The organism is Membranihabitans marinus (assembly GCF_021729155.1).
In the GTDB taxonomy this organism is placed as follows: domain Bacteria; phylum Bacteroidota; class Bacteroidia; order Chitinophagales; family Saprospiraceae; genus Membranihabitans; species Membranihabitans marinus.
This window is the reverse complement of the sequence record NZ_JAJQYA010000004.1, coordinates 35,919-52,566: the sequence shown is the minus strand read 5'-3', so window position 1 is coordinate 52,566 and position 16,648 is coordinate 35,919. Positions and strand designations below refer to the sequence as shown.

The following is a 16,648-nucleotide window of genomic DNA, read 5'->3' as shown; positions in this document are numbered from 1 at the left end:
AAATTCTTTGTGTTTTAAGATTTGTCGAAATTATTCCATCATGGCGTGATCCATAAGATGCTTATAAAAACGATTAGATAAGTAGAGCTCTTCATGTTGTCCTTGAGCTACAATTTTACCTTGGTGCATTACGATAATGTTGTCGTAATAGCTATTAGGGTTTATTCGATGGGTGATGTTGATCACCGTTTTGTCCTTTAAGTCTTCTTCTAAATAGGTTGATATTTTTTGTTCAGTATTGGCATCTACTGCACTTAATGCATCGTCTAAAATAATAATTTCAGGTTGATGGATAATGGCTCTTGCTATGGATATTCTCTGTTTTTGACCTCCGGATAAAGTAACACCTCGTTCACCTACTTTCACTTGATATCCATTGGGCAATCGTTCAATTTCTTCGTGAATAGCCGCTTTACGAGCAGATTCCATGATATCGTTGATATTGGCACTATCTTCACCGAAACGGATATTATTCTCTATAGTATCGGAAAATAAAAATTTATCCTGAGGCACATATCCCAACATATTGCGCCATTTTTTGATTTCTATATTCTTTAGCGGTTGACCATCGATTAATATGCTGCCCTTACTAGGATCAAAGGTCCGTAGGATCATTTCCGCTAATGTAGTTTTACCACAGCCTGTTTTACCCACAATGGCTATTTTTTGACCTTTGGATATGGTAAAAGAGACATTGGATAATGCCTGGATGCCTGTATCTGGATATACGAAGGAAACATCTTTAAATTGAATTTCAGAGTTGAAATCTGTTTTGATAACTGTGCCTGATACAATTTTTGGTTTTACTTCAAAAAATTCATCAATCCTTTTTTGCGAGGCACTGGCCTGTTGTATAATGGAAGCTATCCATCCAATAGAAGTAAAAGGCCAGGTTAGCATATTAACGTATATAATAAATTCGACCAAGGTTCCTACAGATATATTTCCTTTTGATATTTGAATACCTCCAAAATAGATCACAAAAATGGTACTCAAACCCACTATCAATACCATGAGTGGAAAGAAGAATGCATTAACTTTGACTAAGTCCATAGACTTATCTTTGTAATCATTGCAATGATCTTCAAAGTATTGTCCCATTTGCTTGTCTTTTACAAATGATTTAACCACTCTTATTCCCGAGTATACCTCTTGAGCTAGGGATGTTAATGTAGACAGCTGTTGTTGGATTATGGTACTTTTCTTGTGCATTAAACTGCTTACATAATAGATGGAAAGCGATAAAAAGGGTAGAGGGAGTAAAGTATATAGACTGAGTTCAGGGCTTACGTTTATCATAAATGACACCACTAAAACGGTCAATGTCGACAAGTTCATTCCATACAATATGGCTGGTCCGATATACATTCTTACTTTGGATACATCTTCCATAATGCGATTCATTAAATCACCTACTTTGGATTTTCTATAGAAATCTTGCGATAGGGTAGAATAGTGATCATAGATGTCTTTGCGCAAATCATATTCGATCAATCTGGATACAACTATAATGGTTTGACGAGTAAAATACATAAAGATACCCATCAGTAGAGCCAATCCAATCACCAGAAGACCATATGCAAATAGGTTTGTGGTCAGGTTGGCTATTATTTCAGATTGAACTTCAAAGCCTTCTGCTACTTTAATGGACTTGATATCTTGAAGTACCAAATCCAACGCTTGGCTAATCATGCGAGGTTGCATAACAGCAAATACATTGGAGAGAATAACGAAAATAAGGCCTAAAGTAAGACGACCTCTATATCGCCACAAGTATTTATTTAAAGTTTGTAAATCCTTCAACTATTTTTTTTTTCAAAGATAATTATTCAATTTGTATAAATACTGAAATCCAAATATGGTTTTAATTTTAGTAACATTTCTCGATGATGCGAATCTAATATTTGTTCAAGGTTGGTATAATCTCTAATTTCGCCTTTTTCACGCCGGTATTTCATGATGAAATATGCCATTTGTTTAGTGATATAGGGGTGTGGATATAGGGAATCATAAGGCAGTGAGTTTATTTTTACTTTTTCATAAGGATGAGAGCATACGAGTTGGATTTTAATCTTTTGAAAGACACTATCTGGTAGCCCGTAAGTTTCTCCCAATTGATCTACTGATACAAAACCGCCAAGAGCATTTCTAAAACTGACGATGCGTTTGGCTCTATAGGATCCTATGCCGGTCAATAATTTGAATTCATTGGTGTCGGCCAAATTAATATCCATCCTATTTACTTGTTGAACGGTAAGTTTCTTTTTCTGGGAATGGATGTTTTTTGGGGCATAAGGCTTTTCAATACTGTCTTTTACCATTAGGGGGTAACTTAAGCGATCATCAATGATTAAATTTTCAACCTCTTTGGGTTCTAGCCAAAAATTAGTTTGAATCAAAAAATATCCTATCCATATGCTGATAACAAATAAAATAAATCCATAGCGCTTCATCACCTATAATTTTGTGTTAGAATATTTCAAATACTGCGAACTGTTATTTACGAGTCTAAATTTTCTTGTGTTGCCATTGTTTGTAGATGCATTTACAATGGTAATATGTTGATTGGGGCCAATAGGTGTGTGTTGATATTTTTGTGGACTGATAATAATCATATTGGCCCGAGGATCTATAACATCATATTGAGTGTGGACAATTTGAATAATATTTTTGTCTACTACAAATAAGTCAGACAATAAAGCTTGAGAATTAATGTAGTGTCGTTTTCTATTTTTTAGTATATAGATTTTATCATTTCTGGCGTCATTGGTATACAGTTTGCCACCTGTAAACAGATCAACTATGATGGTATCTTTCTCTTCATAGGTAGCTATAAAAGTACTCTTTCTAATGGCATAACAATCCATACTATAATAAAATAATGCCAATATTAGAAATACATAGAATGTCCATGATGGAAATATTTGCTTATGGATATACAGTCCTATAAATATTATACTTATCCCTAAATAAAGACAGGTTAATTGGGGACTAAAAATGTATGGCCATCCAGTATCCACATGAAGCAAGGATTGTGTAAAGTATTGAATTACATCAATGGCATAATGAGTGATTTGTGTCATCATTATGGCTACTGGGGGAAATATGAAGTATAATATTATTGAAAGAATAATAGACAGCAATAGGGGAAATAGAATAGGTATAATAACGATACTCGATAAAGTACCCCAAAATGAAAATTGATTAAAATGGTATATTAATATTGGGAAGGTTGCCAATTGTGCTGCTATTGACACCGCCAGTAATTTAGTTAAACTAGGAAAAATATTTATTTTAGAAAAAGATTTCAATAGGAAAGGATAAAAGGTAAAAATACCTAAAACAGCGATAAATGAAAGTTGAAATCCCACAGAATACAAATACTTGGGTTGCCACAATAAAAGAAATAAACTGGCCCAAGCGATAATATGCCATTTCGAGCTATTGCAATGCCATATCTTTGAGAACAATAAGAATGAAACCAATATACTCGCTCTTACAACAGAAATCTTGTAGTCGATTAATGCAACATATATCCAAGTCAAACCGAATACTAGTAAATATATAATAGATTGATTTTTAACCAACAACCTTAACGGAAGTAAAAGTAGGTATATTATGGTCATTAAAACTCCGACGTGAAGACCAGATACAGCAAGAATATGTAGACAGCCTAACTTTTGAAAATTTGACTTTAAATTGGAATTTAGAGATTCTTTTCGTCCTAAAAGCAATGCCATTGACCAAGCCAAATAGTTGGGATCTGGATAGAGTTCTTTTAATGTGGCTACTATTTTGGAATTATAACGGTAAATAATGGGATTAAAATCTTGAATTATCTTTATTTCACTTTGTTGTCTAATAAAAGTTTGATGACTTACTCTATAGGGGCGCCAATATTTAATAGCATCTATATCAAAAGGATATTTCTGTTTGGGAATTGGAAGCAAGTCAGAAGACAGACTAATCCATTGGCCTCTGTGAAGATTTGTTTCAAGATCCAATACATTAACTATGATTTGGTTATTTCTAAACCATGGATTGTGGTTATCGACGTTTACTCGATATTGAATCATTTTTTGATATTGAGTTGTTGACATTACTCGTCCAATTATTTGAGAGGATTGAGTAATAGTCTTTGCATTGGTATTAAAGGTCATTGATTCATAACTCGCAATTGACAATCCAAACACTATCCATGCCGTCCACCGAATCCATGGCTGATGTTGGAGGGATAGAAATACAATAACAATGATTGTGGATATAATAATAAGAACCTGCTGGAAGAAAGAGAAATTGATAGGTATTGAAAATGACAAAAATCCCTCTATTATAATGCCTATGATTATAAAAATAACGATCTCAAATATATTGAAGTATTTTTTAGAATAATACTTCATATTTTTCATTTTTACACCATTAAAATACTAATAATATTTGATTTAAAAGAATAAAATTATATTTTGAATAGTGAAAAATGGAGGTGAAATACTGCTATATAATTCTTATTGGAGAAAAAAAAACTTCATAAAATGATTGATAAATTTACCGTTAAAACAAGGAAGTCATTCAAATATTATCAGAAATTATGGTCAATAATTATGAAATTCAAATGATAGGTAATATTTTCAAGGTCTAATTTTTATTTTTTTTCATTTAAACAACTGTATTAGGATGAATCTAACATTGAGGATATTTTCGATTTTTATGTTTTTTATTTCTTTTTCTGTGGTCCAAGCTCAAGATGCCACCCCTGCTTCCATGTACAACGATGGAGTAGCTGCATTGAAAGCCAAAGACTATGACAAAGCGTTGGATTTATTAACCAGTGCCCTTGAGGCAGCTGATCCAGAAGAAGACAAACAAATTGTTAGTTTGGCTAAGAAAAATTCAGCTGTAGCAGCATATTATGCTGGAAATGCAGCAAGAAAAGCGAAAGATTATGATAGTGCCTTAGAAAAATATGAGACAGGCATTAGCGTTAGTCCTAGTTTTTATGCCAACTATATAGGAAAAGCTCTTTCCCTGAATAGTAAAGGAGATGTAATGGGTGCATTGCAAGCTTATATCGTGGGAAGTGGAGAAGCAGAAAAAGTAGGAAAAGCGGATAAAGCTGAAGAAATGATGGACAAAGCCACCATATTTGTTTCCAAAGCGTATACCGCAAAAAAATGGGATGAGACTTTAGAATTGGGTAAAACTTATTTGGAATCAACACCATCAGCTGATGTTCACTTTTACATGGCCAGAGCTTATAAAGAAAAAGGAAACCTTAAAGAAGCTTTAGCCAATGCGAATAAAGCTATCGAATTGGGTGAAGGTGGAAAAGATGGACGCAACTATTTTGCTCAAGCGGAAGTATATGAAGGATTAGGAGATACTTCAGCTGCATTGGAAGCCTACAAAAAAGTACCTTCAGGTACTTATGGTGAGATGGCAAAATATAAAGTGGATAATCTCGGTAAGTAATAAAGTAATATTACAAGAATAAAAAAAGAGATGGTTGAATGTGTCAACTATCTCTTTTTTTGGTTTATGGTTATTGGTGTTAAAACTTTTTCATTGTTGCACAGCAATAAGAAAAAGGTATCTTTATGGTAACTGATATATAGAATACATAATTTATAGGATAGGAGGTTTTTATTATTTTGTAATTTATAACATCTATGAGCGAGGAAAACAAACGATTAGACCAACAGTACACTGATCAGAAGGAATGGTTAAAATGGGGACCATATCTCAGTGAACGTCAATGGGGGACGGTTAGAGAGGATTATAGCAAGGATGGCAATGCTTGGGATTATTTCCCTCATGATCATGCTAGGAGCCGTGTATATCGTTGGGGTGAAGATGGAATAGCTGGAATATCTGATGACAATTGTCGGATATGTTTTTCCATGGCTATGTGGAATGGGAAAGATTCCATTATCAAGGAGAGACTATTTGGGCTGACAGGACCTCAAGGCAATCATGCAGAAGATGTGAAGGAATTGTATTATTATCTCGATAATACTCCGACACATTCCTATATGAAATACTTGTATAAGTATACTCAAAATCCATTTCCATACGAAGAGTTAGAGAAGGTAAATGCCCATAGGACGGTGGAAGAGTATGAATACGAAATACTGGATACTGGTGTTTTTGACAACAACCAATACTTTGATGTATATATCGAATATGGAAAAGAAGGGCCAGAAGATATTGCTATAAAGATAACTGTTAACAATAGAAATACAGAAGCTGCAGAACTGTATTTGTTACCTACTTTGTGGTTTAGAAATCTTTGGATGTTCAATCAAATGCAACCTAATAATGTAATATCTAGATTGGGAGGTAGAAGAGATATTGTAAATATTCATCACAGTGAGTTGGGTAAATATGAGTTGGAATTCGAAGAACCTCAATATTTGATGTTCACCAATAATGAAAACAATGCAGAAAGACTTTTTGGGATAGAAAATCAGACCAATAAGGTGAAGGATAGATTTCACAAAATTCTTACCCAAGAATTGTGGCATGAGGCTGAGAAATTTACCGATGGTTCAAAATTTTCCCCTCTCTATCATATGAAATTAGAAGGGGGAGGTGAAAAGTCAATTTGTCTTAGATTTAAGAAAAAAATAGAAGACCAAGGTTCTTCTGAAAAATTTGATCGTCAATTTGTCGATGATCTAATGGCCAAGAGAAAAAAGGAGGCTGACGATTTTTATGAAGGAATATATGGGGCTAAGGATGAAGATTTAAGAAATATCCAACGTCAAGCTTGGGCTGGAATGTTGTGGACTAAGCAATACTATAATTACAGTATTTCTCAATGGTTAAAAGGCGATCCTGGAAGTCTCTCCCCTCCAAAAGAAAGATTAAGTGGAAGAAATATACATTGGCAAACTCTGTACAATGAAGACATAATTTCTATGCCGGATAAATGGGAATATCCATGGTATGCCGCTTGGGATTTGGCATTTCATTGTATTACCCTAGCACAGCTGGACATAGAATTTGCCAAAGATCAGTTATTGCTTATGGTTGGAGAATCTTATATGCATCCCAATGGTCAGATTCCCGCATATGAATGGCAATTTTCCGATGTAAATCCCCCAGTTCATGGATGGGCGACAATGGAAGTGTTTCGAATGGAAGCTTCTAAGACGGGAAAAAAGGATATTAATTTCTTAAAGAGGATCTTTGCTAAACTTTCCTTAAATTTCAATTGGTGGGTAAATCGAAAAGATCGCAAGCAAAACAATATATTTGAAGGTGGATTCCTAGGGTTAGATAATATAGGGATTTTTGATAGAAATGTAGAAATCCCAGGAGGAGGATATCTACAGCAGGCCGACAGTACTGCATGGATGGCCATGTTTGCTCTCAATATGTTGGATATGGCTATGGAAATAGCCATAGAAGACGAGGCCTTTGAAGATATGACGATTAAATATTTTGAACATTTTATATATATATCGGAAGCCCTTAATCGAATTGATGATGAATGGGCGGGAATATGGAATAATGAAGATGGTTTTTTCTACGATGTAATGGTTAAACCTGAAAATAGATTTATTCCTGTTAAAATCCGATCCATAGTAGGACTTACTACTTTGTTCGCCGTGTTAAAAATTGATCACAATAAGCTAGCACAATTAAAATCCCTGTCAAAATGGATAAAAAACTTCTTTAAATATCGAAGAAAAACGGGCAAGTACATGGTGTTGGAACATTACGGTGGAAATAAAGATTTATTTTTGACCCTAATACCTAGATCAAGATTACACCGTGTGATAAAGACAATGATTGATTCCAACGAATTTTTCAGTGAATTCGGTATCCGCTCTCTATCTAAGGTACATTCGCATCCGTTTTATATGAAGATTGCCGGAATGGATTATTCTATAGCCTATGATCCTGGAGAATCAACTTCTAAAATATACGGAGGTAATTCAAACTGGAGAGGTCCCATATGGATGCCCATCAATTATTTAATCATTCAAAAATTACAACAGTATTATTATTTTTTCTGTGATGATTTCCTAATTGAAGATCCCAATAATCCAGGAGAAGAATTTAATTTAAAAGAAATTGCTCAACGCATTTCTGCCAATCTTATAAGTATTTTTCAGCATGATAAAAACAAATTTAGACCGGTAAATCGAAAATATGAGAAATTTTATAGCAGACCAGAAAATAGTGATTTAATACTATTTTTCGAATACTTTCAGGGGGATAATGGTCGAGGTGTAGGTGCTTCACATCAAACGGGCTGGACGGGATTAGTTGCCAATTTAATACAACAAATGCCGGAAGATCTTTTGTTAGAAGCCAAAAATAAGAATGCAGATATAGAAACCCTTGAAGCAGAAAAGATTAATTAATATGAATTAGATCAATGATTTTTGCATTCTTCAAGTGCAGATTCAATTGTAGTAATTTTTTCCGTATAGTCTATATCTAGGGAATAGTAAATGTAATTGACGATATTCAAGATTTCTACGGCATTTAAACCGTGATTTTCTGGCATGGGGATGACATTGTCTTCAGAATTTGAATGCGATTGTAAAAAATTGGATCCATGCTGGATAATACAGGCCAGAGAGGGTTGATGTTGTAAGATATACGGAGATTCGTTGATGGGGGGATATAATTCCTCAAATCCCTCCAACGATGGTCCATGGCAACGTTGACAATGTATTTCGAATAATCTTTTACCTTGTTGGTATGGATGGGCTGAACAATAATACAAAATGGGTAAAACGATTAATATTAAATATCGTAAGACAATTTTTTTATCCATTTTTTTGTAATTGTTAGTGTCTTGTGAACTTTATTCACTGGCTTGCTCCGCGATCAAAAATTTAATATCTTCTATAAATTTTGTTACTGCCTCATGGTCTGTACCTTCACAATAAGATCGAACATGACCATTTTTGTCCACCAAGATCAATTTTCCTGAATGGTCATAGCCTCCTGGAGCGTCTTCATCTTCATAGGCTACATTGAAATAGTCATTGGCTATTTCATAAATTAAAGATTTCTCTCCAGTAACGAATTTCCATTTGTTACTGTCCACATTGAGTTTATCTGCATAGGCTTTCAATACGGGAACACTATCTCTTCGAGTATCAATGGAATGACTAATTAACATAAAGTCATCGTTGCTCTCAAATATTTCGTAAATGCGTTTCATTTCACGAGTAATAATGGGACAAATGGAAGGACAGGAAGTAAAAAAGAAGTCAGATACGTATATTTTGTCCTTAAAAGTAGCTTTTGTCACTACAGTACTGTCTTGATCTATGAAGGTAAAGTCCCTGATAGTATGATGAATCGTATCGCCATTGACTACTGTAGGTATTCCCAATATAGGTAAGTGTTTGGTTTCATTTGATGAACAACCCCAAACGAAAGTGATAATGATGGACCAAAGATATACTGATTTCATGATATTACTATTTTTGAATATACGATTCAGCTTTTGCGATACCACTGATCACTATGTTTTCCATTTTGCGTACAGATCTTAATTCTTCGCGTAAATAGTTTACTTTTTCATCGTTTTGCAAGGTGTCTGGCTTAAAATTATACATCCAATCCCACATAGCATTTTCAGATTTATTGAGTTCGCCTAGAAGGTTATTAACTTTTTTTACTTCGTTGAAATTGTCTACTCCAATTAAAGCTTTTCTCTGCTCGGTTAATTGTTTTCTTAAATCTTCAATTTTTGACATTTGAGGCATAGTTCTATCGTGAACTACCATTACGCTGTCGTTGTATAATTCGATCTTTTCTTTTAGTTCTTGCTCAATACTGGAACTGCCGTCGTTTTTACATGCTATGACTAAAAATGCCAAAGCTAAGGTTGTCAATATTATAGATTTCATTGCTAGTTTTAAATTTTATGCAAATATAAACTAAAGTAGAACAATAAAAATTTTCTCTTCTTTCTTGCATTTTATGTTAATGCTAATAAAATAAAATTTTTATATAATAATTGCAGTGTTTATTAGATTAAATGAAATAATATTAGCGACAACCCCATAATATTCCCTTTATTATTTCAAAGCCGGCTTTTTGAAATATCTTTTTAGTTTTAGAATAATTATAAATAAGTCACTATTTTTGTACTGCATGTAAATATACATTAGATGGGAAGTAGAAGAGGTATACTATGGTTTAGGAATGATTTGCGGATTCATGACAATGAAGCCCTGGTGGAAATCATGAGAACGGTTGATGAAATCATTCCAATCTATGTATTTGATGAAAGACAATTCACTGGTCATAGATTCGAGTCTATTCCTAAAATATTCCAAACTAGAGCTTTATTCCTTATTGAATCGGTGCAGAATCTGCGAGATAACCTTGAAAAATTAGGATCTAAACTCATTGTCCGAGTTGGAATACCAGAAGAAGTTATTTTTGATCTTGCTAATGAATATAAGACCACATGGACTTTTTGTAACAGAGAGCGTACATTAGAAGAAGTTTCGGTTCAGGACAGTCTTGAAGAAAAACTTTGGTCTATTGGTCAGGAAATTCATTACTCTAGGGGTAAAATGCTTCATTACACTCAAGATCTTCCGTTCCCTATATCTCATACTCCAGATAAATTTGCCAATTTTAGAAAGGAAACAGAGAGGATAGTTCCAATCCGTCCGCCTTTGGATTCTCCGATTAGTATTAAGCCGTTAGAATTAGAAATCGAGGAGGGGAATATTCCTCTGATGTCGGACTTGGGCTGGTCAGATGACTTCAAAAATAATCAATTTCATGGTGGGGAAAATGAAGGATTAAAAATATTAAAACAAAAACTCAAAGAAATAGAAGATAAATCTAGCAAACAATTGCAAATATCGCCTTGGTTGGCCAATGGTAGTTTATCTCCAAAATTTGTCTACCAAGAAGTTCAAACCTTAGGGAAATCATCGAAGAAAGTGGTCAAAGAATTGAATAAAAATCTCTATCTAAGAGATTATCACAGGCTAATTAGTAAGAAAAATCATAAACAACTATTCGATGAACACGGATTTGGCAATCAAGAAATAAATGATCAAAAATGGGACATTGAAATATTAAAACAGTGGATAAATGGCCAAACTGAGAATGATTATGTCAATGCTTGTATGAAAGAATTGTATACCTATGGTTATATCAGTCACCAACAGCGTCGAATAGTAGCTTATTATTTAATACAAGAACTTAAAATACATTGGTTGTTGGGAGCGGCTTATTTTGAATCTGTATTACTGGACTACGATCCGTGTTCAAATTACAGTAATTGGCAGCGAATAACTGGTATAAGTGTTGATCAGAAAGGCGAACAACCTGTTAATTTTGAATCCCTTGATCAATTATTAGATCCAGAATCTGAATTTAGATCAAAATGGGCCACATGTGCTATTGATTTTGCCTATATATAAAAAGACCCCCATTAATCTAATGATAAATGGGAAGTCTATATTCAAAGCCTGTCGTTATATTCCATTTAAAATATATACTTAATATTAAGTGGTAAACAAAGCTTTTAGGATGTCTCTTCTACTGATTTGACCTACTAATTTGCCGTCATTATCAGTCACCAATAGACGTTTATAAGGTGTAGTTAAAAAGATGTTGGCAGCCTCATTGATATCGGTTTCTTGGTTGACAGTTTTCATTACATTGGACATATAATGAGCAGCTGTCTTATCTAAGACAGGATGATTGTGATACATGGTCTCGATGACCACCCTCAAGCAATCCTTGTCATCAATAAGACCGACAACATCTTTATTCTTATCGAGAACGGGAGCACCAGTTATCCTATTTTTCAATAGGGTTTGGGCTACGGTAAGTATCGGTGTGTCTGGTTCAAAAGTGATTAAATCAGTTGTCATAAACTGTTTCACGATTGGAGTGGCTACTTCTGGTTCTTCTATCTCCGTAACAAGTTTTTGCTTAAAATTTTTCATTCAAATCTTATTTTTAAGTTGAAAAAAAGTGTCAACTTACTAAATATAAGAAAATGAATTATAATATCATAATTTTATACCCATAAATGATATTATATTGCCTAGATAGATTCATGCAATGATAATATTCGAATAAAGCAAAAAATGCAAAAGATCAGTCAAAATGGGGTTGGTCCAAAATTTAACTGATCTTTCGAGAACTTTTCTTATTGTATTATTAGCTTTTTATTGGCATATGCTTCGCCATTGAAAATATTTACCATGTACAAGCCAGAAGGGAGGCTCATGTCATCAACTGATAAGACCTTGCCACTGGACCAAGTATTCTGACGAATCATTTGTTGTCCGTTCATAGAATATACAGAGATTTGCCACTCTGAAGATTTTACCGCCCAAATAGAAGGTAATTCTATGGTCATCGTTGATCCATTATTGGGATTGGGATAGATATGTACTTCATTACTCAATTCGACGCCATCGATGCTCGTGGGACAGTCTGTTTGGAATTCATACGACAGAGAATATGAACTTGTATCATAATAGCACACGCTTCTTACTTGAAATTCATAAGGCTTGCATTCATCTAGCCCATTTATAGTAAACATTTTAGCCGTATCTACCATTTCATCTTCCCATTCTCCACTTCCTATGGCTCTGTATCTAAATATATAAGCAACTGAACTATCCACCATGTCCCACAATATACTTGCTGTCGTATCGCCTATCATAATGCTATCCACAGTGGGAGGAGGAGGACAAAGCAAAGGATTGATTTTTATAAATAATGAATAATCTTCAAATTCATAAGTTGTCATCTTTTCTGCGCATGGATTAATACTGTCAGTGAGTGCAGATATACCTACCCTAAGGTGATAGTATCCTGTATCGATATCTTCTGGTATAAATACTGTACCGGCCCACTTGCCTTGAATAGAATCAAATAACAATTGTTCGTGTTCAGAAAACACACTGTCTCTATTTTCGTCTAACCAAATGGAAACATATATCGAGTCTAGATAATCGGGATTAGGGGAAATCCCTACTGGGATATATCGACCTTGTTCTATGGTATCCTTTAACAATTGACTGGGACGATACCCATTATTAAATCCTGAAATAATGGAATCGTTTTGGAAGAAAAAAGTATCGAGAGACAAAGTCGGTAAATCAATGGAATCGATATTGCAATAGGTAATGGAGTCTATCCCAAAGGTATCCATAGTCATGGCAATGGCATAACTGGCATCTATTTTTCCACCCGTTTTAATTTTCCCGTTGAGATCCTCAATAGATTCAGCACTTTCCAAAAGAATTGTTTTTATCTTTTGAGCTGTAGATTTAGGTTGATTTAATACCGCTTCAAGTAATATATTGGAAGGAATACTATACATCAAGGCAACCATTCCTGTAGCCATTGGTGCAGCAAATGAAGTTCCAGAATCATAACCATAACCCTCATTTAATACGGTATATATAGCGGTGCCAGGAGCAGCTATATCAACATTCTCAATACCATAGCTCCCAGACAATAGATTGTTTTCATCGGTACTAGTGACCACAATAAGTGACTCGCTACTGCAAAGTGAAGGTAAATCTCCCAATTGATCAACATTTTCTACTCTGTTGCCAGTAGCGACACAGTTGAGAATACCCTCATTATATAGCGTTTCGTATACTCCACACCAAATTGGAAATTCATTTGGGAAATATCCAGATATACCCCAAGACGAATTGGTAGCCACTACTAATCCGCCCTTTTCTCCATTACTTTCATTAAATGCCTTTCTCATCTCATAAGCATATAGATAGCTGGAGATAAGACCGTCTTCTGTAAATTTTTTATTGAGCAATAAAGGCAGGATTTTAACCGACCAATTGATGCCAGAAATTCCTATGTTATTGTTGCCAACTGCCCCCAGCACTCCAGCAACTAAATTGCCGTGATTTCCGCTGTAGATACTATCGGATTCGGTATCTGGATTCCATCCACGATAATCATCTACAAATCCGTTGCCATCATCGTCAATATTGTTATTGGGTATTTCTCGAACATTCTTAAACATATTGTCATGTAAATCAGGGTGTTCTATATTAAATCCATCATCGATAACGGCAATTATTATATCGTACTTATTGGCCAATTGACCACCAGTAGTAATATCCCAAGCAGATTCCATTCCAATGCCTAAATTGTTATCAGTATTCATAAGAGCCCATTGCTTGATATAATTTTCATCGTTGGGTTGTCTGCGTGGACTTAAATAGTGATTGTATTGAATATTGCGAATGTTGGGATGTTGTGAGATTCGCTGATATACTTCTTCTGTAGATTCAACATCTGTAGAAAAAGAATACAAATAAATATTTAAATCACTACCTAAACTCTTATATTGTTGAGCCTTACTTAGATTTCTATTATTAATCGATGAAGCTAAAATAGTGCTTAATGGTGTCCCATCTGTTTGGATTAACAATTCTCCATCTACATAATTCGGTTGGAATGCTTCCGCAGATAAATGCGAATTCATCAGAATTAGGCACATTAGGATCAGTTTAGAAAAATTGATTGACTTCATTTTAATATTTTAATGGTTCAATGTTAGAATTCAAAAATAAAGCGAATTATATTTGATTCATGTATTATAGCTGTCATAAATATAAAAGATTAACATTAATTATCCTTATTATAGGGATGAGAACTTGTTTATTTGGGAATCCTCCGAACCATATAGCTATCTACATTAAGTCCTTGGGTTCAAGCAGTCCAGTAGCCGGAGCTGTCATCGATCTCAATACTTGTAATTTAGGTAAATTTTATAGCAATGAAGATGGCAAAGTCTTAATTCCCACTAGTGATATAGCATCATGTGTCATGTATATCAGTGCTTCTGGCTTTATGAGTTTAGTTAAATCTTTTGCCCAAGAGCATGTCAATTCCAATAATGAGATTACCTTCTTTATGCAGCGGCAGGATAAATATAAAATGGGACAATTGTGGTCAGCTAAAGATCAATTACCAATAAGTGGGGTTGAGATTAGATATCATACCTCCAATAATCCGAACAATTATGCGACCATGAGCGATAAAGCTGGAAAATTTTCCATAATTGTGCGCAAGTCTAAGCCAGTCACTCTACATTTTTATCATCCCGATTACAAATACGTATCTAAAACTTTTAAACCCAGTCAATTGGAAAAAGGATTGGGCCATCTATTCTTACAACCTCATTTGCCAGATGCCGATATTGAAACTGAGACTGCTGAAGATGTCCCTAACACTTCGGCAAGAAAATTTACTTATGATTATACTAGACAAGATCATATTATTGTTGTAGAGAAGGTAAGGAATGAGGAGGATTTTAAGCAAAAAAGAAAAAGTATTCCAATACATCAAAAGCGTATTGACAATATGATTTGGATATATACGGGGCCATATTATTCTAAACAAATTGCTCAAAAAGAATTATCTTCCATTAGGCGGGTATATCCCGATGCAAGGATATCTACTCTTCCCTAGTAGTTAATAAAATTAGCTGGTGTGCCGATGCCTATTATTTGATATGAAATGATATAAAAATGCTTAAGCATATTTTTTCAAGATGGAGCTTTATCTTATCTCTTATTTTTATTCTGTTGACCGCAGTATTTGGAATATGGGTAAATCTCAAACCAAGCCATGGAGAGTGGTACAATGACCATATATTTTTAAACCTCAATCACTATTGGCAATATATATCCCACTTCACTGATGTGCCTTTATTTTGGGTAGTTTTTTGGATATTGATGATCGTATTGTTTACTTGGTTACTTGGACTGAGGCATTCTGATGCTAAGAAAAAATGGCTATTGGTCATTGTAGACTTATTGACATTTATGGCTTCTGGGATAGCCCTATTTTATTGGTTTTGGGGATTTAATTATTCTAAACCCTCATTGTCAGCTAGTTATTTTGAATATAAATACACGGACATTGATACTACAGAATTTAAAAAGATTTGGGCTAGGCAAGGACAAAAAGTCAATTACCTTAGAGGGAAATCTACCGAACCAGATAGTAGTAAAAATTGGACGGCAATTTATAGTCATCACCTTCAAAAAAGTATTAAAACTGTTTTACCTATTTTTAATATTGATTCCAGTCTTAATCCTATTTGTAAAGAACTCAGTCCTCAGGGGAGTTTGCTTCGACTGAATACGGCTGGTTTTTATTTTCCCTATGGATCTGAATCTTATATCGACCCCGGTTTACACATCAGTCAAAAACCATTCGTTATAGCCCATGAGTTGGCCCATGGATATGGAGTAACCGATGAGGGAGATGCCAATTTTCTCGGTTACCTCACATGTCTTAAAAGTGGCGATCGATTTGTTCAATATTCAGCGGAATTGGGACTGTGGCTTTATATGGCAAGAGACGCTAGAGGCTTGGATAAGAATTATCAAACTAAAATGTGGAAAAACCTCAGTCAAAAGGTTCAAGATGATTTAGCCGCAAGACAGATGTTAGATCAGACTTACCCGGCAATAATGCCTACTGTTCGCGATTTTATTTACGGTAGTTATTTGAGTTTAAATCAGGTAGAAGGTGGACTTGAAAGCTATAGTCGATTGGTCAAAATGGTCATCACCTACAATAAAGAAAAGCAAAAGAGATAAAGAAAGGAATTTCTATGTTTTTCGATTAATATTAGTATTTTTGT

General features: G+C 34.4%; 13 protein-coding genes. 5 read left to right on the top strand and 8 right to left on the bottom strand.

The features are described 5' to 3' along the window. Window positions 1-30: 30 nt before the first annotated feature. The 3 genes from LVD51_RS03840 to LVD51_RS03830 are packed head-to-tail and all read right to left on the bottom strand — an operon-like array spanning window position 31 to window position 4,400. Entirely contained in the window at window positions 31-1,803 is a 1,773-nt protein-coding gene (locus LVD51_RS03840; RefSeq protein ID WP_236969870.1) for an ABC transporter ATP-binding protein, read from the bottom strand. Window positions 1,804-1,829: 26 nt separating this feature from the next. Then, a complete protein-coding gene (locus LVD51_RS03835) occupies window positions 1,830-2,453 on the bottom strand; it encodes a ComEA family DNA-binding protein (RefSeq protein WP_236969869.1) in 624 nt (207 codons plus the stop codon). Window positions 2,454-2,456: 3 nt separating this feature from the next. Further along, the gene (locus LVD51_RS03830; protein WP_236969868.1) at window positions 2,457-4,400 is read right to left on the bottom strand and encodes a ComEC/Rec2 family competence protein; all 1,944 of its coding nucleotides are present in this window, start codon (window positions 4,398-4,400) and stop codon (window positions 2,457-2,459) included. Window positions 4,401-4,674: 274 nt separating this feature from the next. On the opposite strand from LVD51_RS03830, the gene LVD51_RS03825 reads away from it, so the two are divergent. Both LVD51_RS03825 and LVD51_RS03820 read left to right on the top strand, forming a co-directional pair. Next, window positions 4,675-5,469, top strand: coding sequence for a tetratricopeptide repeat protein (locus tag LVD51_RS03825; RefSeq protein ID WP_236969867.1), 795 nt, complete (start codon window positions 4,675-4,677; stop codon window positions 5,467-5,469). Window positions 5,470-5,666: 197 nt separating this feature from the next. Further along, complete coding sequence (locus LVD51_RS03820) at window positions 5,667-8,372, top strand: MGH1-like glycoside hydrolase domain-containing protein (protein WP_236969866.1); 2,706 nt, start codon at window positions 5,667-5,669, stop codon at window positions 8,370-8,372. A gap of 11 nt (window positions 8,373-8,383) precedes the next feature. Here LVD51_RS03820 and LVD51_RS03815 read toward each other — a convergent pair whose 3' ends face one another. From LVD51_RS03815 to LVD51_RS03805, 3 genes are read right to left on the bottom strand one after another with little or no spacing between them, the layout of a single operon-like run. Continuing rightward, complete coding sequence (locus tag LVD51_RS03815; RefSeq protein ID WP_236969865.1) at window positions 8,384-8,791, bottom strand: c-type cytochrome; 408 nt, start codon at window positions 8,789-8,791, stop codon at window positions 8,384-8,386. A 30-nt stretch (window positions 8,792-8,821) separates the two neighbouring features. Further along, window positions 8,822-9,439 carry an SCO family protein gene (locus LVD51_RS03810; RefSeq protein ID WP_236969864.1) on the bottom strand — a complete coding sequence of 206 codons (618 nt, stop codon included), beginning with the start codon at window positions 9,437-9,439 and terminating at the stop codon, window positions 8,822-8,824. Window positions 9,440-9,446: 7 nt separating this feature from the next. Then, window positions 9,447-9,878 carry a hypothetical protein gene (locus tag LVD51_RS03805; protein ID WP_236969863.1) on the bottom strand — a complete coding sequence of 144 codons (432 nt, stop codon included), beginning with the start codon at window positions 9,876-9,878 and terminating at the stop codon, window positions 9,447-9,449. A 264-nt stretch (window positions 9,879-10,142) separates the two neighbouring features. On the opposite strand from LVD51_RS03805, the gene LVD51_RS03800 reads away from it, so the two are divergent. Then, window positions 10,143-11,417: a deoxyribodipyrimidine photo-lyase gene (locus LVD51_RS03800; protein ID WP_236969862.1), complete on the top strand. Its 1,275-nt coding sequence runs from the start codon at window positions 10,143-10,145 to the stop codon at window positions 11,415-11,417. Window positions 11,418-11,501: 84 nt separating this feature from the next. Here LVD51_RS03800 and LVD51_RS03795 read toward each other — a convergent pair whose 3' ends face one another. Both LVD51_RS03795 and LVD51_RS03790 read right to left on the bottom strand, forming a co-directional pair. Beyond that, window positions 11,502-11,948, bottom strand: coding sequence for a CBS domain-containing protein (locus LVD51_RS03795; RefSeq protein ID WP_236969861.1), 447 nt, complete (start codon window positions 11,946-11,948; stop codon window positions 11,502-11,504). Window positions 11,949-12,154: 206 nt separating this feature from the next. Continuing rightward, on the bottom strand, window positions 12,155-14,476 hold the full coding sequence (locus tag LVD51_RS03790) for a S8 family serine peptidase (RefSeq protein WP_236969860.1): 2,322 nt from the start codon (window positions 14,474-14,476) through the stop codon (window positions 12,155-12,157). Between the two features lie 164 nt (window positions 14,477-14,640). Between LVD51_RS03790 and LVD51_RS03785 the strand changes: the two genes are divergently transcribed. Together LVD51_RS03785 and LVD51_RS03780 are read left to right on the top strand one after the other, a co-directional pair. Continuing rightward, on the top strand, window positions 14,641-15,465 hold the full coding sequence (locus LVD51_RS03785) for a hypothetical protein (RefSeq protein WP_236969859.1): 825 nt from the start codon (window positions 14,641-14,643) through the stop codon (window positions 15,463-15,465). A gap of 59 nt (window positions 15,466-15,524) precedes the next feature. Continuing rightward, complete coding sequence (locus LVD51_RS03780) at window positions 15,525-16,604, top strand: DUF3810 family protein (RefSeq protein ID WP_236969858.1); 1,080 nt, start codon at window positions 15,525-15,527, stop codon at window positions 16,602-16,604. Window positions 16,605-16,648 lie beyond the last annotated feature (44 nt).